The sequence below is a fragment of the Lactobacillus sp. WILCCON 0149 genome (genome assembly GCF_057197965.1).
Genome location: NZ_JBUBHO010000001.1, coordinates 488,487 through 512,694 on the forward strand (window position 1 = coordinate 488,487; position 24,208 = coordinate 512,694).

19 protein-coding genes are annotated in these 24,208 nt (G+C 49.3%); 9 read left to right on the forward strand and 10 right to left on the reverse strand.

Going from position 1 to position 24,208, the window contains the following annotated elements:
• Nucleotides 1-24 precede the first annotated feature (24 nt).
• The 6 genes from ACYVUV_RS02415 to ACYVUV_RS02440 all read right to left on the reverse strand — a co-directional run bounded on the left by ACYVUV_RS02415 (nt 25) and on the right by ACYVUV_RS02440 (nt 5,149).
• Nucleotides 25-648, reverse strand: a complete 624-nt coding sequence (locus ACYVUV_RS02415; RefSeq protein WP_484498952.1) for a hypothetical protein — start codon at nt 646-648, stop codon at nt 25-27.
• Nucleotides 649-665: 17 nt separating this feature from the next.
• Nucleotides 666-2,741 (reverse strand): DnaB-like helicase C-terminal domain-containing protein, encoded by a 2,076-nt coding sequence (locus ACYVUV_RS02420; protein ID WP_484498953.1) that lies wholly within the window; start codon nt 2,739-2,741, stop codon nt 666-668.
• Nucleotides 2,742-3,016: 275 nt separating this feature from the next.
• Nucleotides 3,017-3,928, reverse strand: coding sequence for a hypothetical protein (locus tag ACYVUV_RS02425; protein WP_484498954.1), 912 nt, complete (start codon nt 3,926-3,928; stop codon nt 3,017-3,019).
• Between the two features lie 132 nt (nt 3,929-4,060).
• Entirely contained in the window at nt 4,061-4,540 is a 480-nt protein-coding gene (locus ACYVUV_RS02430) for a hypothetical protein (RefSeq protein ID WP_484498955.1), read from the reverse strand.
• Nucleotides 4,541-4,655: 115 nt separating this feature from the next.
• Nucleotides 4,656-4,943 carry a DNA-binding protein gene (locus tag ACYVUV_RS02435; RefSeq protein WP_484498956.1) on the reverse strand — a complete coding sequence of 96 codons (288 nt, stop codon included), beginning with the start codon at nt 4,941-4,943 and terminating at the stop codon, nt 4,656-4,658.
• Between the two features lie 14 nt (nt 4,944-4,957).
• Nucleotides 4,958-5,149 (reverse strand): DNA-binding protein, encoded by a 192-nt coding sequence (locus ACYVUV_RS02440; RefSeq protein ID WP_484498957.1) that lies wholly within the window; start codon nt 5,147-5,149, stop codon nt 4,958-4,960.
• A 197-nt stretch (nt 5,150-5,346) separates the two neighbouring features.
• Here ACYVUV_RS02440 and ACYVUV_RS02445 point away from each other — a divergent pair, with 197 nt between their 5' ends.
• The 3 genes from ACYVUV_RS02445 (at nt 5,347) to ACYVUV_RS02455 (ending at nt 9,338) form a co-directional block, all read left to right on the forward strand.
• Nucleotides 5,347-6,147, forward strand: a complete 801-nt coding sequence (locus ACYVUV_RS02445; RefSeq protein ID WP_484498958.1) for a helix-turn-helix domain-containing protein — start codon at nt 5,347-5,349, stop codon at nt 6,145-6,147.
• A 30-nt stretch (nt 6,148-6,177) separates the two neighbouring features.
• Nucleotides 6,178-7,299 carry a tyrosine-type recombinase/integrase gene (locus tag ACYVUV_RS02450; protein ID WP_484498959.1) on the forward strand — a complete coding sequence of 374 codons (1,122 nt, stop codon included), beginning with the start codon at nt 6,178-6,180 and terminating at the stop codon, nt 7,297-7,299.
• A gap of 413 nt (nt 7,300-7,712) precedes the next feature.
• A complete protein-coding gene (locus ACYVUV_RS02455) occupies nt 7,713-9,338 on the forward strand; it encodes a peptide ABC transporter substrate-binding protein (RefSeq protein ID WP_484498960.1) in 1,626 nt (541 codons plus the stop codon).
• Between the two features lie 52 nt (nt 9,339-9,390).
• Here the strand turns inward: ACYVUV_RS02455 and ACYVUV_RS02460 are convergent, their stop codons facing one another.
• The 3 genes from ACYVUV_RS02460 to ACYVUV_RS02470 are packed head-to-tail and all read right to left on the reverse strand — an operon-like array spanning nt 9,391 to nt 11,928.
• Nucleotides 9,391-10,671 carry a ferric reductase-like transmembrane domain-containing protein gene (locus tag ACYVUV_RS02460; protein WP_484498961.1) on the reverse strand — a complete coding sequence of 427 codons (1,281 nt, stop codon included), beginning with the start codon at nt 10,669-10,671 and terminating at the stop codon, nt 9,391-9,393.
• Nucleotides 10,655-11,437 carry an FAD:protein FMN transferase gene (locus ACYVUV_RS02465; RefSeq protein ID WP_484499366.1) on the reverse strand — a complete coding sequence of 261 codons (783 nt, stop codon included), beginning with the start codon at nt 11,435-11,437 and terminating at the stop codon, nt 10,655-10,657. The genes ACYVUV_RS02460 and ACYVUV_RS02465 overlap by 17 nt, the downstream gene beginning before the upstream one ends.
• An 8-nt stretch (nt 11,438-11,445) precedes the next feature.
• Nucleotides 11,446-11,928 (reverse strand): FMN-binding protein, encoded by a 483-nt coding sequence (locus ACYVUV_RS02470; protein WP_484498962.1) that lies wholly within the window; start codon nt 11,926-11,928, stop codon nt 11,446-11,448.
• A gap of 205 nt (nt 11,929-12,133) precedes the next feature.
• Here ACYVUV_RS02470 and ACYVUV_RS02475 point away from each other — a divergent pair, with 205 nt between their 5' ends.
• The 4 genes from ACYVUV_RS02475 to ACYVUV_RS02490 all read left to right on the forward strand — a co-directional run bounded on the left by ACYVUV_RS02475 (nt 12,134) and on the right by ACYVUV_RS02490 (nt 15,542).
• Nucleotides 12,134-12,595 carry an RpiB/LacA/LacB family sugar-phosphate isomerase gene (locus ACYVUV_RS02475; protein WP_439775802.1) on the forward strand — a complete coding sequence of 154 codons (462 nt, stop codon included), beginning with the start codon at nt 12,134-12,136 and terminating at the stop codon, nt 12,593-12,595.
• 153 nt (nt 12,596-12,748) lie between these two features.
• Entirely contained in the window at nt 12,749-13,021 is a 273-nt protein-coding gene (locus tag ACYVUV_RS02480; protein ID WP_002876514.1) for an HU family DNA-binding protein, read from the forward strand.
• A 160-nt stretch (nt 13,022-13,181) separates the two neighbouring features.
• On the forward strand, nt 13,182-14,309 hold the full coding sequence (locus ACYVUV_RS02485; protein WP_439775803.1) for a serine hydrolase domain-containing protein: 1,128 nt from the start codon (nt 13,182-13,184) through the stop codon (nt 14,307-14,309).
• Nucleotides 14,310-14,411: 102 nt separating this feature from the next.
• Nucleotides 14,412-15,542 carry a serine hydrolase domain-containing protein gene (locus ACYVUV_RS02490; RefSeq protein ID WP_439775804.1) on the forward strand — a complete coding sequence of 377 codons (1,131 nt, stop codon included), beginning with the start codon at nt 14,412-14,414 and terminating at the stop codon, nt 15,540-15,542.
• 108 nt (nt 15,543-15,650) lie between these two features.
• Here ACYVUV_RS02490 and ACYVUV_RS02495 read toward each other — a convergent pair whose 3' ends face one another.
• Entirely contained in the window at nt 15,651-16,598 is a 948-nt protein-coding gene (locus tag ACYVUV_RS02495) for a glycoside hydrolase family 3 N-terminal domain-containing protein (protein ID WP_439775805.1), read from the reverse strand.
• A 247-nt stretch (nt 16,599-16,845) separates the two neighbouring features.
• On the opposite strand from ACYVUV_RS02495, the gene ACYVUV_RS02500 reads away from it, so the two are divergent.
• Complete coding sequence (locus ACYVUV_RS02500) at nt 16,846-20,424, forward strand: glycosyl hydrolase 53 family protein (RefSeq protein WP_484498963.1); 3,579 nt, start codon at nt 16,846-16,848, stop codon at nt 20,422-20,424.
• A 135-nt stretch (nt 20,425-20,559) separates the two neighbouring features.
• Complete coding sequence (locus ACYVUV_RS02505; protein ID WP_484498964.1) at nt 20,560-24,081, forward strand: glycosyl hydrolase 53 family protein; 3,522 nt, start codon at nt 20,560-20,562, stop codon at nt 24,079-24,081.
• The last annotated feature ends 127 nt before the right edge of the window (nt 24,082-24,208 follow it).

Sequence of the window (24,208 nt, forward strand, 5' to 3'; positions counted from 1 at the left end):
TTGTGTGTTCCTTTCGTTTGTGTCTTACTTGATTGCTGACTTGATGAAGTCGCCTGCCAGGCCACAAGCCTGGTCCAGCTTTTCAAAATCTTCTACTCCCAGCATTACCGGGAAGTACTCCCAGCATTTAGCAAATGCCGCTTTGTTCTTATTGGTGCAAATGTCGTTATACATAAGCAGTGCCTCGTCCCGTGCTTGGTCAGCCTTCTTTAATGCGCTGAAGACTTGCTGCATAACGGCACGGGTTCCGTTCGCTGCCATTCTTTGCGCTTCCAGCAGGCCCTGGTTCTTTTCTGTCTTAGGCACGTAATACAAGTTAGAACGAAGCTCGTTTTCAGTGCTTTCAAACCGCAAGACTACGGCCGCTTGTTTCTTCCAGTGGTCCTGCAATTCTGGCGGAATGCCCCAAGATTGGGCCAGTTCGTCCTTTTCGTCTTCCAGGTTCAGTTCGCCTGTATTTGCTTCATGCCCCGACGCCTCACGAATGAAAACGGGCTTGCGGTTTTCAGTGATTTGCTGCCAGATTTGTGCTTCCATTGTTTGGTAAGCCCTAAACTCATCAATGAGCTTATGCAGCTTGTCGTTAGCCGCTTGGGCTTCAGCAATTAAAGTGATTACGTCAAACTTGTTTTCTTCGCTATTTGTCATTTTTGTTTCTCCTTGTTTTATACCCTAACGGTTTTCTTCACTCTTTTAGTAGTAAACTTCCCGTTATTTATGCTTTCTTTTGCAATCAGTGCTGCCAGGTCCTCTTCGAATAAGTCACAAGCAGGGTAGTAATCGAAGTAGTCTACGAAGTTTGTTTTCCCGTAACGATTCTTCAAGCAGACAAGCTTAATCTTTCGTGGATTTTCAGCTTTTGCGTCTTGAATCTTTTCACGCTTTTCTTTTATCTTCCCCTTGGCCTCACTGTTGAACAAATCGTCGTCTAAGCATTGCAATTGCAGGCCCAGGACCACGTCAGCTGAATACTCAATCAATCCAGATTCTTTAAAGCTTTCAAAGCCAATAGGGACCATGTAGTTTGCACGGTTCAAAGAACTGATCGTAATCATCGTTAAGTTTTCATTGCTCTGAAGTTCCTTCAGTTTCTTGACTACATAATCAGTCTTCTGTTTGTCAGCCAGGCGAAGGTTCTCTGGTGCTTCCAGCAATTGCAGGTAGTCGATAAATACCACGGGTTTCTGCTTGTAGATTTCCATATAGGCCTTTACCGTTTTGCAAATCATTTCTACTTTAGTATCAGCAAACGAAGGCTTAACAATAAACATATGGTCCTTCACCTTATGCCTGTACTCTACAAATGCTTTTGCAACTTCGTCTTTCTGGCCTTCCTTGAAATTGTCGGTTCGAATCTGAATAGCACTGATCGCTTTATCCTTTCCATTGGTTAAAGCGGTAGTTCTGGAAATTGATTTGTTTGTCAATTCGAACTGGGTTTGTTCCAAACTGAAGTAAAGAATGTATTCGCCATTCTCCGCCATTTGATCGGCAATCTGGTGTACAAGGGTGGTCTTGCCCAGGGAACTAATTGCGCCCAGTACGTATAAGCCAGGGTAAAGTCCGCCAGTTTCTTCATCGTAAATTCCAAACCCAGTCCCCTTAGGCGGCAGTTTTGAAAACAGTTCATAGTCCTTCATCCAGCCGTTGCTAAGGTAGTTGGCCGCAATCTCCAGCTTTTCAACATTCTTTTTGCCTAAGCGGGCCTTTTCAGCCTCTGCATTGTTCTTTTTAACAAGTTCGGCCAGCTCGTCTGGTGCTTTCTGCAGCAGTTCGTTGATGTCATTACAGCCGTTAGCGCCAAAGTCAAACTCTCCGGGAACATACTTCATGTTATTTTCGTTCAAGTCCCAGGCTAAATCTTGACTAGCCTTTATCCCGGCTTCGTCATTATCGAAGCTGAGAATAAGCGGCGCCTCACAGTTGTGCGTCTTCAAGTATTTCATCAAGTTTGCTTTCCCGCTGGTGCCACCCAATGCAATTGCATGCCCGCCAGCCTGTTCAATGCTAATTGCGTTCAGCTGGCCTTCGCAAACAAAGACTGGTTCACTCTGCTGCAAGGCAGATTCGTTAAAGATTGGCTCGCTCCCCAGGTCCTCGCTTTTCGGCTTGTCATACTTGCCTAATTCGCCAGGGTTAATTCTCCGCTTAGTCCAGTAAGCTTTCCCAGGGTAGGGAATAGTTATAGCCTGCTGTTGAGCGTCCCAGCCCAGGTTGAACTTGTTGATTGTCTGCTCCGTAAACCCACGCTTCTTTAAATACGTTTGTGCCATTGTGGCGTCAACATCGCCATGCCAAAGCTGAATATTACGTTCAGCTTCTTCTACCTTTTCTTTCTTAGGCAGTGGCGGCGTGTTGCGTGTTGGCGCTGGTGCTGATGCGGACAATGTCGGCGCAAAAATTTCTTGTCCACTGCCGCTAGGAACTGGATCCCTTCCTATAATTTCAACCACCTTCTTTCTTTGGTCTTCCTTGTTGTCAATATGTTCTAAATCTCCTACAAGATCGAATACGTCCCCGTTTCTAGTGCAAGAAAAGCAGGTCCAATGTTGCCCGTCTGGTGTAACGCTAAAGGCCCCGGTTCCTTTGGAGTGCTCGCCACTGCCACAAAATGGGCAGACATACTTCCCAGGGCCTCCCTTCGGACTTGGTTCAATCTTGTAATATGCCATTACGTTCATCAAGTAACTTTTCAGAGCGCCATAGCGGTTAATTGTTTCTTGTGTATTAAAGAGCACCATTTGCTTTCTTCTTTCTCTATAGGCCACTAGGGGGAGCAGCAGCGTAAGCGTTGGCTGCTTCCCCGCTAACCGTAACTTACATAACTTACGTTACTTATTGCTTTTTTTGCCACCCCTGCTAAACCCTTGCGGCTGTAGTGGTCAAGGGCCTTTTGTTGGTGTTCCTATGTTAACAAACGTGAGACCCTATGTTAACAAACGTGAGACCCTATGTTAACAAACGTGAGACCCAGTGTTAACAGTTGTTAGACTGGAACAAGCGTTCGCCGGTCTGGCTAAAAACGAATTTCAATGGACTTAACGGGCTTTTTACCATGGACCAGGTAGCTGCTGATAAACGGCTTCCCGTCCGTGCAGACTATCGTTTTCCAGTAGTCCAGAATTTTCATGACCGTTTGCAAAGCTCTGGTCTTCGCAACTCTGGTGCTAGCTTTTTTTTCGCCCCTAGGGGCAATGCCCAACTCATCAAGCATGTTTTCCACGTTAATTCTGTTTGAAATAGCTTTCCGCTGCTGTGTCTTCGTTGGTCTCATAGCCAGGATACGGCGCTTCAAGTAGCTAACAAGCTCAATATTTCCAGTCGTGTGTCTGATCGGAACGTTTCCAGCAGTAACGGGAAGCGAACTATCGACCTGCTTCTTCGCCTTTGAATACCTCTCAAAAAGCAGAGAACTTAAAATGTTATAGGCGGTTACTTGCTTGCCGCCTGCTTCAATCGTCAGACTTTCAAACGATAAAATACTGCCAGTAAAGGTTGCCTTGTCTAGCTCCAGCCCGTAAGCTTTAGCTTCAGCTGTTGCGTCAATCTTTACCACTCTGCAGAGCAGGCCATTCATAGACCGTTCAATCGATTCAGCCATAGCTTTAGGCGCCTTGCGCTTGCTTTGCGGCTGACCAATCATGTGGCGGTAAATCTGGTCAATTGTAACCGTTCGATTGTCTGCCTCCAGCAGAGTGTTGACGGTGTCTAAGACTTCCCGGTCAAAACCTGTCAGTGGCGTGGACCAATTAACGGCCTTTGCATTGTCGGGCAGGTCAATTGTCACGACCATGCTTTTATTGCGCTTGCCAGTGTCGACCTCGATGTTCGTGTTAGCCGCCAGGGCTTCACTGTGTTTGAAAAGCATGGTAGTAGCCTTGTCTGTTGCTAAGGCCAAATTTTTGGCCGTTTTGAATTGTTGCGTCATAGATGTTATGAACCTTTTCATTCGAAAATTGTGTCATTTGACAAAGCCCCTTTCTGTCAGCATCTTGCTTTAGTTCATTTTTTCAAATTGCAGTCAGTGTGTGCATAAAGCCGGACAGCACACACAAGCTGCTTAAATATCACTGTAAGCCAGGTTGTAGTCACGGGCCACGTACCGGAACACGGCCGGGCAGGCGTGGGTTAAAGCCAGCAGATCGTCTTTGCTCAGCCCGTCCAGCCAGGTGTTGACCTGGGCTTGCTTAGCGTCGAAGGCCGCTTGCAAGGCCCAATAATCGTCAATAGCGGCAATTGTCTGCTTACTGATTTCGTCAGAGATCACGGCAGCGCTGACGGCTTCCCACTGGCCAGCATAGACCAGGCCAGTGTCCAGGCTGTGGTAAAGAGTCCAGCCCGCCTTGTTCTGATCGGCTTCATCGGCCCAAGCTGTCTTCAGTTGCCCGGTACTTTCGTAGTACTTGACTTCCAGTTCAGCTTCATTGGCTTGTTCCTTCAGCTCGTTGGTTTCGGCTTCAGCCGTCTCCAGCTTAGCTTTTACAGCATTGAAATCATTTACAGCGTTGACTAATTCACTGTATTTTGATAAAATAAACATTGTAAGGTCCTCCATAAATGTGTTACGGCACAGTTTAGCCGGGCTTTATTAAGCGAGATTAATACACGCTATAGCCACTTACTAAAACCATGCCAGGGTAATAGAGCGGCTTTTTTTATTTCCCGCTAACATCATTAGTAATTTGGTGGTCAGCCAGCCATTGGGTGATCGGTTCCTTTCCGTACATCTTGGAGCCGTTCACGATTGCGACTGGGGCACCTGCTTTAACCCAGGCGTCCAGCGTAGTGGGGGCAACACCAAACCACTCAGCAGCCTTTTTCCGTCCGAGGAAGGGCTGTTTTTCTTTGTTTTCGAACTGAAGACTGTCCAAATAGCCTTCAACCACGTGCAGCAGGCTGTTGGTCAATTCCTGCTGCATTTCTTCACTTAACGTGATGTTCATGCTTTCCTTCCTTTCTAGGCAGTTGCCTTGCTGGATTCATGTTCCTTCATGAAGTGGTCAATTGAGCGCTTACTGTAGCGCTTGGACTTGCCTACGGTGATTTGTGGTAAGCCAGCGGCCAGCATTGCATAAAAGGCACGGTCGCTTTTAAGCCCTAAGTAAGCCATTGTCTGCTTCATGTTCATGTATTCAGATTCAGTTTTCATTTTTATTGTACTCCTTTCTTTTTAGTCTTGTGCCAATTTCCCTTGGCACAACTATATAGTATGACTAACTGGTGTAATTGTCAACTTCTTTTGACTATTTTTTTCGTCTTTATTTTTCTTTCTTAGTCTGTAGCTCATTTCTTCCTTTAATAGCGGCGAAAACTAACGTATAATTAGACTAGAAAGGAAGTGATTAAATGGGCAACCAAATCGGCAACAGATTGCGTGAATTGAGAAAAGGCCTTGGACTTACTCTGAATGAAGCGGCTAAATCAATGACTGAGCGTTTTCCAGGGCAAACCAAGATCATAGGGAACACACTTAGCAAATACGAAAAAGGCGAGCGCCAAACATCTGATGATACTCTACGAATGCTAGCTAACTTTTACGGCGTCAGTGTGGAATACCTGCAAGGGGAATCTGTAGATGATAGCGTAATACGTTTTCTAATGGGCTACTATAATGAAAAAGACCGTGACAGAATCTTTTGGCAGGCCCGGAGCTTTCCTTGGTCGCTGTGGGGCAGACTTGTAAAATACTTCATAGGAAACGGAATCGTTCCTTATAATCGCCCAAGTACAACGAGACTGCTTAGCGAAGATCAAGCAAGCAGCTTTGACTTTTGGAAAGAAAAGTTCAGCTGGCTTGTTTTTGACGGCGACGAAAACGGAAAGCAAACTATTATAGGCAACGTCCGCTACTTGAAAGACAGTTACGGCAAAGTATCGGAAAGTGCTTTTGCTACAATACTGGCAACGACTATAGCGGCAAACAATGAAGTCCAGGTTTATCCAGATGTCCACTACAAAGACAGTTCAAGTAATGAATGGGTGGTCAAAAACTCAGAGTTCATGGAGCGAATCATTAAACGGCAAAAATTCTTAAATGCCAATCTGGTGCCAAATGATAAGCCAGATTTCATAGACCCGTACGGGAAAGAGCACTATGACTGGTCGTTCACCTGGGAACTGGGCCTTGACGTCGTGGAAATTGATTAAAATCGTGTTGACACTTGCAGGGAAGAGACAATGACACAGCAGATAAAGAGATATAAAACTAAAAGCGGGAAGGCACAGTATAAGTTCAGCTTTTCAGCAGGCCAGGATACCACGGGCAAAAGCATAATGATTAGGCGGCAGGGGTTCAAGACAAAGCGGGAAGCACAAGCCGCTTACTCTAAAGTCTTAGATGATATTGCTAAGGGCAAATACAAGCCGCTTAGCGAAAAGCGGTGGAGATTTGGGGACTTCTACGAAGAGTTTTTCTTACCGCAATACAAAAGAGCTGTCCGGGGTTCAACGTATTCACTGTTTAGAATCCATATTGAAAAGCATATCCTGCCGCTGATCGGCGACGTGTATTTAGATAAATTAACGCCATATAGGTGCCAGCAGGTAGCCAATCAGCTGGCAGACAAAATGAAGAGCTATAAGGAAGTAATTGTTCATGCTAGCATGGTTGTTGATGAAGCTGTCAAGCTGGAAATGCTCACCAAAAACCCGTTTAAGAAAATCTCTTTGCCACGTCCTAGACAGCAGGAAGACAAGCCAGAAAACTTTTACACGAAGGCTGAGCTTGAAAAGTTTCTTGCCACTGCCGAAAAGGAAGAATCCTTGGAATACTTTGCCCTGGTCCAGCTGCTGGCTGATTCTGGAATGAGAAAAGGCGAAGCCCTGGCGCTGACCTGGTCAGATGTGGACCTCAAACAAGGCTGTGTATCAATCCGTAAGACTGTTTCCCACGACGCAAAAGGCAAGCTAACAGTCAACGACACGAAGACAGCAGCGGGTCGTCGTGTGGTCTACCTGCTGCCAAAAACAATTCAAGTCTTGACTGATTATAAAGAGCAGCAGGGAACTTATTTCGGCAGGGGTGACCAGGACAGATTGTTCAACGTAGCGGCCCCAACTGTAAACCGAGTAGTCAGCCGGGTGGCCAAAAAGGCAGGCCTTCATAATATCACTCCGCACGGTCTCCGGCACACTAACGCCAGCATGCTTGCTGACGCCAGACTTACGCCAGCACAGATTCAAAAGCGGCTGGGCCATAAAGATTACCAGATTACCCTTGAGACTTACACTCATGTTAGTGATGATAGTAACAAGGAAAGCACTAGCCAATTTGGTGACTGGCTAGGAAAAAGTAAGTAGAGATTGTACTGCAATATTTACTGCAACGTGTCAAATAGCAGGCCGTAAATGCTTATATATCAAGCTTGAAGAAGTTGGCGCAACTGTTACCCTTAAATAATTACGGCCCTCGGGCATTAATTATTAACGAAGAACGCGTTTGTGGACATCCACAGGCGCGTTTTTTGTTTGCATTATTTCATCCCTTTTTGCTTAAAAATTGTTTTTTCACAAAAAGATGCTTGCATTTTCCGTTCTAACTGATAGAATGAAAAATAACTTAAAACTTAATTTATACCTCAATAAAAGGAGCGTGACAAGCGATGAATCAGGAGAGAAACTACAGGCGACATGCAGGTTTAGGAATAATGGCAGTAGTGCTGGTTCATCGCGCGCCCTTGAACCAGTCTGGTTTGATTTGAGGCAAAAAATAAATGAAAAAGAGCAAAATTATCCTGGGCGGCCTGGCCGTCATGACGTCGACACTTTTGGCTGCCTGCGGGACGAGTTCCAGCAAGACCGCGGCCAATCAAAAGCTGAACTGGATGGAAGAGGCGGAACTGTCCACCATTGACGTGTCCAAGATCATGGACGACGTTTCTTTCAACCAGGTCAACCAAGTCATGGAGGGCCTTTACACCCTGGGCAACAATGCCAAGGTCAAAAACGCCCTGGCAACCAAGGCAACCGTTTCTAAAGACGGCAAGACCTGGACCTTCAATATCCGCAAGAATGCTAAATGGTCCAACGGCCAGGCCCTGACCGCCAAGGACTTTGTCTACTCCTGGAAGCGGACGGTTGACCCGAAGACCGCGTCAGAATACTCCTATCTTTTTTCCGGGATCAAAAACGCCGACGCGATCGTCGCCGGTAAGAAAAAAGCTTCCACCCTTGGCATCAAAGCCGTGGGCAAGTACAAGCTGGTCGTTAATTTAGAGCGGAAGATCCCATACTTTAAGCTCTTGATGGCCTTCCCGCTTTTCTTCCCGCAAAATGAACAAGCAGTCAAGAAGTACGGATCCAAGTACGGGACCGCTTCAAAAGACATGGTCTACAACGGCCCATTCGTTCACAAGGGCTGGTCTGGCTCCAACCTCTCTTGGAAGCTGGTCAAAAACAAGTACTACTGGGATAAGAAGAATGTCAAGCTGACCCAGATCAACTACTCTGTCCAAAAGTCCCCGTCAACAGCCTACAACCTCTACCAGGCAGGAAAATTGGACGGGACCATCTTGGACGCCCAGGCCTCCAAGCAATTGACCAAGTCCAAGGGCTACACGATCAGAAAAGTGGCCAACACCCAGTATCTCCAGTTCAACTTGAAGAAGTACAGCAAGTTTGCCAGCACCAACCTCCGCCGGGGGATTTCCATGGCCATCAACCGCTCCAGCCTGTCCAAGACTTTAGGGGCTACCTACAAGGCAGCGACGACCTTTACTTCCAGCGGCTTGACCACGGTTAATGGCGAGGATTTCACCAAGCTGGCAGAAAGCAGCGAAGCTAAAAAGTACACCAGCTACAACAAACAGCTGGCCAAGCAGTACTTTGAAAAGGGCTTGAAGGAAGAGGGCTTGAGCAAACTGTCCTTCACTCTGTTAGCTTCTGACGATGATACTTCCAAGAAACTGGCTGAATTTGTCCAAAGCCAGCTGGAAACTGCTTTTGGGAGCAAGATCAGCGTCAAGGTGCAGAGCATCCCTTCCAAGACTAAGCTCAACCGGGTCCTGGCCGGCAACTTTGAATGCACCCTGTCCGGCTGGATCGCCGACTACGCTGACCCGATTTCCTTCCTGGACTGTGAGACGACCGGTAACTCCTACAACTACGGTAAGTGGAGCAACAAGGAATACGACAAGCTGATCGCGGCATCTAAGACCAGCTCCGGGACAGCCCGCATGAAGCTTTTGGCCAAGGCTGAAAACGTCTTGATGGTCAACCAGGGGGTAACTCCGCTGACTCAAGCCAACAAGGCCTGGATGATCAAGAGCAAGGTCAAGGGCATTATCTACAACAGTGCCGGTGTCTGCTACAACTTCAAGTACGCCTACATCGCTAATTAAGCACATAGAAAAAGTGAGACCGCTTGGTCTCACTTTTTGTTTGGATTATTTTCTACCAGTCGAATTCTTCATAATAGATCTGCCCAGCAGGCAGGCCCGCTTCTTTTAAAAGCTTGATCCAGTGGTCGGCCATGACCTGGGGACCGCCGATTAGAACCTGGAGGCCTGAAAAATCTTCGGGCAGGGAATCCAAAATTTCCTCGTCTTTAAAGCGGCCTACCTGGCAGCGGCTCTGGAAGTTTTCCCGGCTGTTCCAGTAGTAGAACTTTTCCTCATAGATCAAGGATTCCTTGGTATGAGCATTGTAAAAAACTTTAGTGGGCAAGTCTGGATTGCCGTCAATCACCGACAAGAGGGGGACAACCCCGATTCCGCCAGCGATCAGCAAGAGCTGGTCCGGCTTGGCCTCGGCAATGGCTTCCTGGTAGCGGCCAAAGCTGGGACTGAGGCGGGCTTTGACTGGTGGCTTGAGCCCTTGCAATTGTCTGGTGAAGTCCCCGTCGCCTCTGATGGCCAGCACAACCTGCTTCTCTTCTTGCGGGAGGTTGACGAAGGAGAAGGGGTGGGGTTCTTCCATGCCTTTTTCTTCTGGAAAGGAGAGGAAAACGAAGTCGCCTGGTTCAAAGTCAACCAAATTCTGGTCAGTCTTTAAAGTCAGTTCCAGGACATTGTCAGCGATCAAGCGGCTGTCAAGGAGTTCGGCGTTGCTTTTTCCCCGGCTTTTGGCCAGGCTGATGAAATAGCTGGCAAAAACGAAGACAGTGGCAATCCAGATCCAGGCCATGAAGGGGGTAATGGCCCGGATATAAGGAATCAGCTGGATGTGGATAAAGACCAGCAAGACAGCCAGCAGGTTTAACCGGTGCAGGCAAATGGAAAGCTCGTGCTTGAAGACTTTTTCTTCCAGGACCTGCTTGATTTTTGCCAAAAATGGAATCCGCTTGGTCAGCCAGCCGGCCATGAAGACCATGGAATAAACCGCCAGGCCCAAGAAGAGGTAGAAGGCGATATTGCCAGTCTGCTTGATAAGGCCAGCTGAAGGTGACCCTTGCATATGCAGCCAGGCTAAAAGGATGGCGCCCAGGCTCATGATGCCATGGATCATGTAGACCTTTGGCAGGCCGATCAAGCGGTCAAGCCAGCGCGGGCGAGTAGAGAGGTAAATGGCCAATAGCAGCCAGACATAGGCGATGGTCCCGGCCATGATGGGCAGCTTTTGCGGATAATAGATGGCCGGCAGGCCGGCTTCCAGGGTCTGGATGAAGGGCAAAGGGAGGATAAAAATCGCCGCCGCCCATAAGACGCCCAAGGTGTAGTCATGCTTTTTGAACATATTGAAGTTCTCCTTCTGTAAACAGGGCCAGCTGGCCGTCTTTTCTGGCGTATAAGCCGCTGAGCCTTCTTTGGGCAATCTGCTCCTTAAAGGCGTCTTCGCCCATGGCCAGGCCGGCTGTCGCCCAGATGTCCGCGAAAGTTAAGTCTGGGGCAAGAACCGTGACCTGGCTGAGGTCGGCAGGTCCGGCTAATGTCACGTGCTGGCCGCGGTAGGCATAGCCCGAACTTGCCAAGGCCTGGCTGGCCAAATCATAAATGGCTAAAAGCAGGCGGGGCTGGGCCGGGTTCTCAATGCCGGTTTTCCAGCGGAAGTCCCCCTTGGTCCAGGCCTGCAGGTCCCCGCCGCCGTTGATGCAAAGGCCGGTGACTTCGGGAAAAGCCGCCAGGGGCATAAGGCAGGAGGCAAAGATTTTTTCCACTGCCCAGCCCTTGACCAGGCCGGTGGGGTTGAATTTGCCGGCAAAATAAGGGTCAAAGGCGCCAGCCGTTTCTTCTTTAGCTAAAAGGGCAGCCACGTAGACCTCTTGAAATTCAGTATTGGCCAAGAGGATGCTTTCATCGCCTTCAGCAAAGCGGCTGACTAAGGAGTCCGGCAAAAAGGCGGAAAAATCAGCTTCGATTCTTTTTAATTCTGCATGAATTTTGTTGCAGGAGTTTGTAAAAGCTTGGGTCAAGTCCGGGGATGCTTCTCCTTGAACAGCAACGGAAACAGTGAAAGGTATGGTCATGGCTTCCACTGTTTGGTTAAGGCAGGTTACAGTCATGATCGCCACTAGCTTTCTTTAGCCTGGGTGATGGCGTTTTGCAGGGACTGGGTGAAGCCCTCATAGGTGACGGTAGCCCCGGAAACCTGCTGGATGTCAGCGCTCTGGGCCGCGATGGCCTCTTTTTTATAGACAGGCAGGGCCTGGTCGTTGATTTGCTGGGAGTGGTCGTTGTCTGACGGGTACTTTAAGACATTGACCGTAGTGATTTTTCCCCCGCTGACCTTGATCTGGACTTGGACCTCGCCCCACTGGGTGCTGACGCTTTTACCGCTATAGGTGCCGTCTTTTAAGCCGCTGGACGTGGATGAACTTGAAGAAGATGAAGTTGATGAAGCAGAACTGGAAGCAGCAGTGCTTGTGCTGGATGAAGCAGTAGACGCGGTAGAATTGGCCTGGTCAGCTTTTAAAAATAAGAGATAGCCGTCGATGGCGATAGCGATGGTTGTTCCGACGGCGAGTACACTCGTGATAACTTTTCTGGCAGACATTGTAGTCCCTCCTTGCCATAAAATACTTTCCTTGATATTAATAAGATTCTATCCGGATAATTAGAAACAAATATGGCAAGAAATTGATCAAAATGCATGAACTTATTTAAAAAAGGCTAAAATTTACGCGCAACTTTCCCCTTTCTTTGAAAATGGTAGAATAGAGGCGAAAGAGTTTTTTATTGAAATAGAAGAAGGCATAAAAATGAAGATTGCAATGGCAAATGACCACGCCGGCACCCGCTTGAAGAACGAAATCAAGGCCTACCTCGAAGAAAATGGCTATGAAGTAGTTGACTTCGGGACTGATAATGAAGAATCCTGCGACCTGTCAGACTTCGTCTACCCAGCTAGCCTGGCTGTAGCCAAGGGCGAATGCGACCGGGGCATTTTCGTTGACGGGGTTGGCTATGGCAGCGCCTTGATCGCCAACAAGATCAACGGCATCTACGCCGCGGTCTGCCAGGATCCTTTCTGCGCCAAGCTTGCCCGCCAGCACACCGACTCCAACGTCCTTTGTTTAGGGGCTAAGATCATCGGTGATATGATGGCCGGCGAAATCGTCAAGACCTGGCTGACCACGGATCCTTTGATGGAAGAAAAGTACCGCCGGCGGGTGGACAAGGTCAAGGCCATCAACGACAAGCACTGCGTGCCAGTGAAATAGGAATATTACACTAAAACGTTTTTGTAATTTTGGTATTTTTTCTCAGCTATTTCAGAGAAAGGCTGTTGCGGCGGCAAAGTTTTGCTATAATTAAGCATATGATTAAGCTTCGGCATTTTGCTGGGCCTTTTAATAGAAAGATGAGGAAACAAGATGAACAAGACTGAACTTGTCTCAGTTGTAAGTGAAAAGACTGAATTCAGCAAGAAGGAATCTGCTCAAATCGTTGACGCTTTGTTTGCATCAATCGAAGAAGCACTTGCTAAGGGCGAAAAGGTACAATTGATCGGCTTTGGGACTTTTGAAGTTCGTGAACGCGCTGCTCGGAAGGGCCGCAACCCGCAAACTGGCGCTGAAATCGAAATTCCTGCAAGCAAGGTTCCAGCCTTCAAGCCAGGCAAGGCCTTGAAGGATGCCGTTAAGTAAATCTTGAACACTTCTAAATGACCATCGGTTGCTTCCGGTGGTCTTTTTTTGCGGGAAAAAATCCTGTAATTAAAACGTAACACTGCTTCCCTTGTTTTTAGAAAATATTAGGGCTAACATAATTTGTGGTTATATTTATGATGAGAAAGGGAAAAACAGTTTGAATTTTAAAGATCTTTTTTTGAAAAAATCAGCAAAAGCAGCCGGCAAATTGGCTTTAGCTGCCAGCCTCCTGCTTCCGGCTTTAGCGCCAGCTACGGTTCATGCGGAAGCAACTAAGAGCGACGTCAACCGGGTGATGCGGGACAATCACCTGGCCGGGTCAGTCCTTTTGGTCCAAAACGGCAGCGTTAAGACCGTCAACTATGGTTATGCCTGGTTTGGCCGGCGGATGAAGAACGGCGCTTACAATGTGACTTATCCAGCCGCCTCCTTGCAAAAGGTAGTGACTGGGGCCATGCTGGTGCAGATCATGAACGAAAAGAAGCACACCAAGCAAAGTTTCAGCCAGTACACCAAGATTTCCCGCTGGTATCCTAAGCTGAAAAATGCCCGCTATGTGACGGTCGGCAACCTGCTGACGCAAACGAGCGGCTACCGGGCGCCTGGCTCTGAAAGCAACCGGGGCCGGAACTTGTCTGAAAGCAAGGCCATCGACTGGGTGACCCAGAAGATCAATGGCAGCTGGCAATACAAGATCGGAAGCTTCAACTACAACAATGCCAACTACATTTTGTTGGTGGGCATCATCCGCAAACTGACCGGCCACACTTACGCCTACAACTTCAACCGCCGGATTGTCCGTCCCTTGGGCTTAGCCCACACCAGCCTCAGACACGACATTCCTTGGACCCGCAGCCAGGCGGTATCTTATGCTTACCTTTGGCAGAGAAAGTACCAAAGACCGGTTTCCCTGCCAAAGTCCGTGGCTTCTCAGATCCCAGGTGCCGGCAACATGTGCACCACGCCGGTTGAATATTACGAAATCATGCTGGCCCTGCAGAACGGGGCAATTTTGAACCAGAGTGACTTCAACTATCTGACTCACCTTAAGGCCAGAAAGACTACCTACAGCGGCGGCATGTACATGAAGCGTAGCAGCAAGCTCAAGTCCGCCTTTGGCTCAATTCGGGAGGAACACTACGGAACTTATGTCCAGCTGACGGCTGACAACAGAAACGGAATCATCATGTTCGTCAACGAGCGCAGCCAGACTGAGCAGCAGATCAAGGGCCTGGCCTTTGGCCTGCTGCAGAAGATCCAGCCGGGAACTTTCAGTTTGAATTAGTGAGCAATTTTTTAATTTTTTAAAAAAGTAATAACTTTCCTGCCTTTTTGCCGGAATGGCCGTATAATGTTCTTAATGTATCCAAGGGAGGAAAGATTGCTGTTGTTTAAAAAGGGAAGAAAGATCATCACTTCACTGCTGCTTGCCGGGATTTGCGCCGGTGCCTGCGTCGCCGCCTGGCCGGAGGAAACCGCGCCAGACCAGGTCACGGCAGCTGACATGCATGTTTTTGTCGAGAAGCTCTTCAAGAAGAAGCATGTGGCTGGCAGCGTGGCCGTGATCAAGAATGGACACGTCCAGGTTGTCAACTACGGACTGGCTGACGCTAAAAAGAAGATCAAAAATGGGGACCGCCAGGTCGTCTACCCGGCAGCTTCCATGCAAAAGGAAGTAACCGGCGCTATGGTCATGCAGCTGATGGAGGAAAAAAAGGGCAGTTCAAGTGCTTTTAGCCAAAACACGAAGATCTCCCGCTGGTACCCGGCTTTGAAGAACGCCAAGAAGATCAGCGTGGGCAATCTGCTTTCCCATACTTCAGGGTTGCAGATCCCAGATGTAGAAGTTGACCGCCATATCAACTACAGTGAAGACCAAGCTGTAAAATGGATCGTGACCCGGGCCAACCAATTGCCGCAAGACAAGGTGGGCAGCTACCACTACAGCGACGTCAACTACATTTTGCTGGCGGGCATTATCAAGAAGGTCAGCCATAAGTCATATGCCTGGAACTTTAAGAAGCGGGTAGTCCAGCGGCTGGGTCTGACGTCAACTTATGTAAGCAGCCAGCTGCCTAAGAATAAAAAGCTGGCCGTATCTTACAGATATCAGCATGGCAAGAACTACCAGCAGGCGGCAGTTTTGGAAAAGACCCGCCTGTCCCAGCTGGTTGGGGCCGGAAACATGCTGACGACGGCTGGCGACTACTATCTGATTCAAGAGGCTTTGGGGACGGGGCAATTCCTGTCACCAAGCGCCTTTCACCAGCTGACCCACCTCAAGAGCAAGATCAATCGCTACAGCGGCGGGGTCTACCTCAAGAAGGGGGAGAAGGTCAAGCTGGCCTACGGGGCTATCGGCAGCGCCCACTATGCTGCCTACTTCCAGCTGACGGCTGACAACAAGAACGGGATCATCCTGCTTCTGAACCAGCGCAGCTTTGGCGAAGACAAGGTCAAGGACGTTGGCTACCAGATCTTGAAAGAGATCATGTTTGATACTTTCTCTAAGACTTAAACAAAGTAAAAAATAGACAATAAAATTGCAAGATAAAAAGGCAGATCAAGCGATCTGCCTTTTTTGTCGTTAATTGATACATGTTAAAGAATTTTTGTAAAAAGGATCCTAAAGAGAATAATCGTCCTGCAGGGTCTGGACCCGGACCAGGGCGTCTTTGATCCGCTCTTCCGGCAATTCGCCGCTTTCTGCAGCTGCTTCTAAGATTGGCAAGTTTTCCAATCTGCCGCCTAAGAGAAGGTCGGCTCCGGCCTTTAAGGCCAAAAGCTCCGGGCAGCCGCTTTCATGTGCTGCCGCCATGGCTAAGTCGTCGGTGATGGCCACACCGGAATAGTGAAGCTCTTGCTTGAGCAGGCGGTAGATTTCCGGGGAAAGGGATGCAGGGCCAGCGCTATAGCAGGCAACTTCCAAGTGGGCCACCATGATGGTCGGCACGCCAGCCGTGATCGCTGCTTTAAAGGGCAAAAGGTCCAGCTGGGCCTCTTTAAGGCTTCTATGGTCTTTAGCCGGAGCCTGGTGGGTGTCGCCGGCATCCCCGTAGCCAGGGAAGTGCTTGGCGCAGGAGGCGATCCCCAGCTGCCGGTAAAGCTTGACAAAGGCCGCGATTGCCGGCCCGGTTTCTTCAGCTCCCAGCTGCAGGGTCCGGCTGTAGATAAAGCTGGCGGGATCAAGGGCAAGGTCAGCCACCGGAGCAAAGTTTAAGTTGATGCCTAAGTTTTTTAATTCCAGGGCGGTCTTTCTGCTTTCGGTTAAGAAAAAGTCGGCGCCCTTTTGCAAAAGCTCAGCCTGGCTGGGATAGGACCGGCTTGGGTAAAGAGCAGACAAGCGGCTGACCAAGCCGCCTTCCTGGTCAATGGCAAGCAGCAGACCCGGCCGGGCCTGCCGGTAGGCGGCCAGCCGCTCTTTGACGGCTTTTTCGCTTAGCCCTGCCAGGTCTTTGGCAAAAAGGAGAAGGCCGGCTGGCTGGTAATGGTCCAAAAGGCGGAGGTTTTCAGTAAAATCGCCAGTGCTGTCGATCAGGAAAAGACTGGCCAGTTTTTGATTGAGTGAGGACATGATGCACCTGCTTTCTAAGTTCAGTTAGGGTTAAAGCAAAATGAATTTTTCGCGAATTTTACAAAGTCTCTATAAATAATATTATTGGCTCTTTTTTACACACAAGCAAGGCAAAAGGGCTAAGAATGGCTTTTTTAACGTTTGCATTACAAGCGGCCAGTTTCCAGAAAAAAGCTGAACAAATTAATTGAAAACGGTATAATGATCTAAGATAGAATTTTAATGGAAAAAATTGGGAAGGACCTCTATGAAAAAGAGACGAATCAAGCATTTTAAGAGCAAGAAAATCGTAGCGGCCAATCTGGCCCTGTTAGCCACGGCAACTGGCTTGGCCTATGCCAACCCAGCCAAGGCTGACGTAACTGACAGCCAGGACCAACAGACGGCCAATGCCCAAGCGGCTCAAACTGAGCAAAAGCAAGCCGTCCAAAGTACTGACACCCAAGCAGCGCAAACAACTGACACTAAAACTGCTGATGCGACTGCTAACACTGCAGCAACTGATAGCAAGACTGCCGCAGATACTGCAAATACGGCAAAGACTGCTGCTACCACCACTGCAGATACTGCCAAGAAGACTACCGCAGCTACTACCACTACTAAGACGGCAGCTGCGGGCGCTGTGCAGACCAAGACCAGCGCGGTAACGGCGACTAAGGCGGCAACTACTACCACGGCTACGGCTACTAAGAGCGCCTTTAAGACGACCAACGGCAAGACTTCTTACTATGACGCCAATGGCCAGGTAGTCAAGAATCAGGTCTTCACGGTCAGTGGCAAGCAATACTACGCTGACGCTAATGGCCAGATTGCCAAGAGCACGACCAAGAAGGTTAACGGGATTACTGCTACTTTTGACAAGACTGGTGCTATCAGCAATGGCTTGGACTTTGGCCAATTGCTCCGCGACCAAATCGAATTTTCAGCCGCAAGCAAGCTGAAGAAGTCAGTCAAGTATGACTGGACTGAAACTAAGAACAAGTACCAGGAATCAGCTACCCATGAAATGGCCCAGCTCCTGGCCCAAGGTGACGTCAAGAACAACAATGACTTGATCGCTACTTTAATGGAAAACAACTCTTCCATGTCCGGCAAGGTCTTGGCCAGCTTGACCTTGAACATCGGCCAAAGCGGCGCTACCGCCAGCCAAGTAGCTGCAACCCTGGTTTCCAAGCTGGGCACGGCTGATGCTACTGGCAGCGTGATCGGGGCCGGCTACTACAACGGTGTAGCTGCTGCCTTGATCTACAAGGTTGAAGAAGTGAAGAAGGCGGCAGAAGCTGTCTCCAAGATTGACCCAAGCGTCAGCGCTGTTTACAGCGACGCTGGCAAGGTAACCAACCCGGTTACCACTAAGATGAGCGATGAAGACGCCAAGACTTTGACTGACGGCGTTTCATCAGCTCTGTTGACTGGCAAGGCTGGCACGGCCATCAGTCAAGAGGTCCTGCAAACTATCTTTGCCGGCCTGGCTGGGGATGCAACTGCCTTTGAAGGCAGCAGCCTGTACTATGACGCGAATGGCAAGGCCTACCACTACCAATACTGGCTCAGCGGCAAGGACAGCGCTGAGAAGCTGGCCAACTTCCTCAAGGCCAACGCTGGCGTTAAGTACGGTGATGCCTTGAAGGCTGTCTACACGGCTACTTTGATTGCCGGCGCGGGCACTAATACTGACGCAGTGGATGAAACGCCAACCAGCAAGAAGACGGCTGACGAAATTACCGCTGCCTACCAGACCGGGTCTGAAACCGGCCTTAAGTACGAAAGCGTCAAGGTGGAAAAAATCCCTGGCATGACTGATGACATGATCCGTGGGGTTGATATCTCAACTTACCAGTCTTTGGTCAACGCTGGCGTTAAGTTTTACGACTTTGAGGGCAAAGAAGCCAGCTTGATCAAGGTTCTGGCTGACGCCGGGGTCAACTGGGTCCGCCTGCGGATCTGGAACGACCCATACAATGCTGACGGCATGGGTTACGGCGGTGGTAACACTGATGAAGCCAGCGTGATCAAGATGGCCAGCGAAGCCAAGAAGTACGGGATGAAGGTTCTTTTGGACTTCCACTACTCCGACTTCTGGGTTGACCCGGCCAAGCAGATCCTGCCAAAGGCCTGGAAGGACCTGTCAGTCAATGCCTTAAACGAATCAATCAAGCTTTACACTGAAAAGGTCCTCACAGACCTGCGCGAAGCCGGTGCCAGTGCTGACATGGTGCAAGTCGGCAACGAAATCACCAACGGGGCCTTTGGCCTGTACACTGACCGTGACCACGGCGGCAACTGGGAAACTTTGTGGAAGAGCGCCAACGGTGACCAGGTAGCTGAATACCTGGCAACCGCGGCCAAGGCGGTCAGAAATGCTGCTCCTCAGGCTAAGATTGCCCTGCAGCTGGAAACGCCAAACATCTACAAGTACCGGACTATCATGACTGTCTTCAAGAAGCACGGGATCGACTACGACTATCTGGGGACTTCTTACTACCCATTCTGGTCAACCGGCAACGACAACGGCACTTACAAGGGCCAAAGCCTGGGCAAGGGTGCCAACACGCCGAACAACCTGCTGGCTGTTGAAAAGATGGCCAAGGAAGAATTCGGCAAGACGACGGTCATTCTGGAAACTGGCTGGCTGAACAACATGAATGACTCAGATGGTACTGGCAACTCAATCGGGCAAATGCCGACCATGCCAGATGGCGTTTCCTACACGGCTGATCCGCAAGGGCAAGTCAACGCGATGGCTGATATGTACAAGGCCATCATTGCTGGCGGCAGCGTTGGTGCCTTCTACTGGGAACCAGCCCAAATCGCGGTTAAGGCCGGCTGGAACAACTGGAACTACAACAAGGAAATGTCCAATGTCTACGGGACTGGCTGGGCTTCTAAGTACGCGATCGGCTATGCTCCTGAAAACGTAATGTACTACGAGGGCAAGGAAACTTGGGGTGGCTCAACTTGGGACAACGTGGCCCTCTTTGATGACCATGGCTACCCGCTCCAATCCTTGATGATGTACAAGGGCTTCCTGACTGGCTATGAATCAGCTGAAAACACTGCTTCCGCTGTTACGCCGAAACTGGCAGCTCTTTACGGGGCAGATCAATCAAGCCTTAAGGCCGAAAATCAGTTGCAGGTCGGCCAAGACTTGACTTTGACCAATTACCTGGATTCATCTGTTTCCAAGTACTTGAACGGGATCAAGGGGACCAAGATCAGCGAAACTTCTCTGAAGGCCCTCTACTCGGGCCTCACTGATGGTCTGAAGAGCGACCAGTTCAAGGACGCTGCCGGCAACAACTACCACTACGAATACTGGCTGCAAGGAGATACGTCTGCTGAAAAGCTGGCCAACTTCCTTAAGGCCAACGAAGGCGCAACTTACGGCAGCCCAATCACGGTCAACTACACGGCAACCTTGGTCAAGGACGAAAAGGTGATCGAAAAGGCAACTTCAACTGTTGAAGCAACTGCTACGACTGTTTGGGGCCTGGACAATGTCACCATCGACGGCCCAATGACTGTGGGGCAAAAGCTGTCAGCTGAAGACACTTCTTTGATCGAAAAGGCAGCTGCTCAATACCTGACTGGTGAAAAGGGGACGGAAATCTCTGCCGATAACTTTGCCAAAATTGCTGAAGCCGTAAATACTGGCATTGCTTCAAGCAAGGAATACCAAGTCAAGTTTACTGACGCAACCAGTGTCTACCACTACGTCTACTACCTTGATGGTAATGACTTAGCAGCTTTGAACAAGGGGGCTAAGTACGGCGATCCAATCAAGATCAACGTTTCTGCTTCCTTGAAGTGGGTCAAGAACCTGTAAGCCAAGCAATTTAACAAAGAATGCTCAACAATTTCTGTTGGGCATTTTTTGAGAGAACCGAAGAAACAGAAGAAAAGCAAGAAAAAGAAAATACAATTCAATTGCATTAAGAGGAATTTAAAGAGGAATAAGCTTATGAAGAAGAGACGGATTAAGCACTTCAAGTCTAATAAGAGTTTGACAGCTGCCGGCGTAGCCCTGCTGGCTACTGGCCTGGCTGTCGGCAGCGCTAGCAGCGTAAAGGCGGACACGGCCACTGATAAGAACGAGCAGACTGCTGTTGTTCAGGACCAACAGGCTGAAAGCCTTGCTGCAGCTAAGTCCACGGTTGAAAACAAGTCAACTGATACCACTGCTGCGACTAGTAATGCAGTAAGTGAAAACAAGACTACTGCTGCTACTACAACAACTACAGCGACTACGACAACTAATCCAACTAATACTGCTGCTAATACTGCTACAAACACTACAGCTAAGCCTGCTGCTACTGCTCCAGCAACTAACACGGCCAGCAAGGCAGTCCAGGCAACGGCTCAAAAGGCAGTTACGGCTACTGCTCAGCCAACCAAGAATGCCTTTAAGACGACTTCTGGCGTTACCAACTACTACGACGCTAATGGCCAGGTAGTTAAGAACCAGTTCATCAAGGTTAACGGCAAGCAATATTACGCTGACGCGACAGGCAAGATTGCCAAAAACACCAGCAAGACCTTAAATGGGATCAAGGTTTCCTTTGACAAGGATGGCTCTGTGAAAAATGGCATGGACCACGCCCAGCTTTTGCGGGATCAAACTGAATTCCTGACTGCAGTCAAGCTGAAGAATGGGGTCAAGTATGACTGGACTGAATCCAAGAACGGCTACCAGGAATCTGCTGTTCACGAAATGGCTCAGCTCCTGGCCCAGGGCGATGTCAAGGAAGACAAGACTGTCATCGCTTCCTTGATGGAAAAGAACAGTTCTATGCAGGGCAAGGTTCTGGCAACTTTGAAGACTGATGTCTCCAAGAACAATGAAACTGCTGCCCAGTTCGTCAGTGACTTGCTCAGACAGCTGGGGACGACCAGCGCCGCTGGCAGCGTGGTTGGGGCCGGCTACTACAACGGCACTTTGGCCGGCTTGATCTACAAGGTTGAAGCAGTAACCCAGCCTGCTCAAGCATCATCCACTCTTGCTCCATCCGTGACTAAGGTTTACGGCCAGGACAAGGTTAGCGTCAAGAACGGTTTAAAGGACGGCCAGGCCTTTACGGCTGACGAAAGCAAAAAGCTGCTTGCCAATATCTCTTCCTCACTTTTGTCTGGCCCGGTTGGAACTGAAATCAGCCAGGATGTTTTGACGGCAATTGAAGCAGGCCTGGGCGGCGACGATACGGCTTACGTTGGCACGACCGACTACAGCGATGAAGCTGGTAAGACCTACCACTATGCCTACTGGCTGGAAGGGGCAGACAGCGCCGCTAAATTAGCCAACTTCCTGGCTCTGAACAAGGGAGTTAAGTACGGAGACGCCATCAAGGCCAACTTCACCGCGACCCTGACTGAAGGGGCCGGCAATAACAATGAAGCAGTGGATGAAACGCCAACCAGCAAGAAGACGGCTGATGAAATTACCGCTGCCTACCAAAACGGGACTGAAACTGGCCTCAAGTACGAAAGCGTCAAGGTGGAAAAGATCCCAGGCATGACTGACGACATGGCCCGCGGGGTAGACGTGTCAACCTACCAGGCCATGCTTAAAGCCGGCGTGAAGTACTATGACTTTAACGGCAAAGAAGCTGACTTGTTCGATGTTTTGAAGGAAGCCGGGGTCAACTGGGTCCGCCTGCGTTTATGGAACAACCCTTACAACGCTGACGGCCAGGGCTACGGCGGCGGTAACACCGACGAAGAAAGCCTGATCAAGACTGCCTTGCAGGCTAAGAAGTACGGGATGAAGGTTCTCTTGGACTTCCACTATTCTGACTTCTGGGCTGACCCGGCCAAGCAGCTTCTGCCTAAGTCCTGGAAGAACCTGTCCAGTGCTGAATTGAATGAAGCTATTTCCCTTTACACCAAGAAGGTCTTGACCGATATGGAAAAGGCCGGGGTGGCTCCAGCCATGGTCCAGATCGGTAATGAAATCACCAAGGGGACCTTCGGCTATGATGCCGACCAATTGACCGGCGGCGACTGGAACAAGCTCTGGCAGAGCGACTACGGGACAACCGTTGCCCGCTACCTGGCTACCGCTGCTAAGGCGGTCAGAACTGCCAACAAGGACGCCAAGATCGCCGTTCAATTTGAATCACCAGACGTCAACCGCTACCGGATGATCATGACTGTCTTGAAGAACAACGGCGTTGACTATGACTACCTGGGGACTTCCTACTACCCATTCTGGGGCAGCTCCAACAACAACCCAGACAACCTGCTGAAGGTGCAGCAGATGGCCCAAAAGGAATTCGGCAAGCGGGTCGTCGTCATGGAAACCAGCTGGCTGAACAATGTTAATGACTCAGACGGTACTAACAACAACATCGGCTATGCGCCAAGCGACTACGCGGTTGGCCCGCAAGGTCAGGTCGATGAAGTAACTGCCCTCTACAAGTCCTTGGTTGCTGGCGGCGGTGTTGGTGCCTTCTACTGGGAACCAGCTCAAATCGCGGTCAGAGCTGGCTGGAACAGCTGGAACTACAACAAGCAGCTGGTTAACGTCTACGGGACTGGCTGGGCTTCCAAGTACGCCATCGGTTACGCTCCAGACAATGAAATGCACTACAATGGCAAGGAAACCTGGGGCGGGTCTACTTGGGACAACATGACTCTCTTTGATGACCATGGCTACCCACTTCAATCTCTGATGTTTTACAAGGGGATGCTGGAAGGTTACCAGTCAGCTGAAAATACGGCTTCTGCTGTTACGCCAAAATTGGCTGCTCTTTACGGGGCTGATCAATCAAGCCTTAAGACCGAAAACCAGTTGCAGGTGGGACAAGACTTAACTTTGACTAACTACCTGGATAAGACTGTTTCCAAGTACTTGAACGGGGTCAAGGGGACCAAGATCAGTGAAGCTTCTTTGAAGGAAATCTTCTCAGGCCTTACTGACAGCCTCAAGAGCGACCAGTTCAAGGACGCTGCCGGCAACAACTACCACTACGAATACTGGCTGCAAGGAAATACGTCTGCTGAAAAGCTGGCCAACTTCCTTAAGGCCAACGAAGGTGCAACTTACGGCAGCCCAATCACGGTCAACTACACGGCAACTTTGGTCAAGGACGAAAAAGTGATCGAAAAGGCAACTTCAACTGTTGAAGCAACTGCCACGACTGTTTGGGGCTTAGACAATGTTACTATTGACAGCCCGATGACTGTTGGGCAAAAGCTGTCAGCTGAAGATACTGCTTTGATCGAAAAGGCAGCTGCTCAATACCTGACTGGTGAAAAGGGGACGGAAATCTCTGCTGATAACTTTGCCAAAATTGCTGAAGCCGTAAATACTGGCATTGCTTCAAGCAAGGAATACCAAGTCAAGTTTACTGACGCAACCAGTGTCTATCACTATGTCTACTACCTTGATGGAGCGGACTTAGCAGCTTTGAACAAGGGTGTCAAGTACGGTGATCCAATCAAGATCAATGTTTCTGCTTCTTTGAAGTGGGTCAAGAACCTGTAAGAGCTAGTAAAAAGTAATATAAGCGCAAGAAAGCCCTGGCGATTGCCAGGGCTTTTTGCCATCGAGATGGAGGTTTGTGTGTTGTGAAAAAATAAGAAATTTAATGCAATGCTGGCTAAAGCGGTGT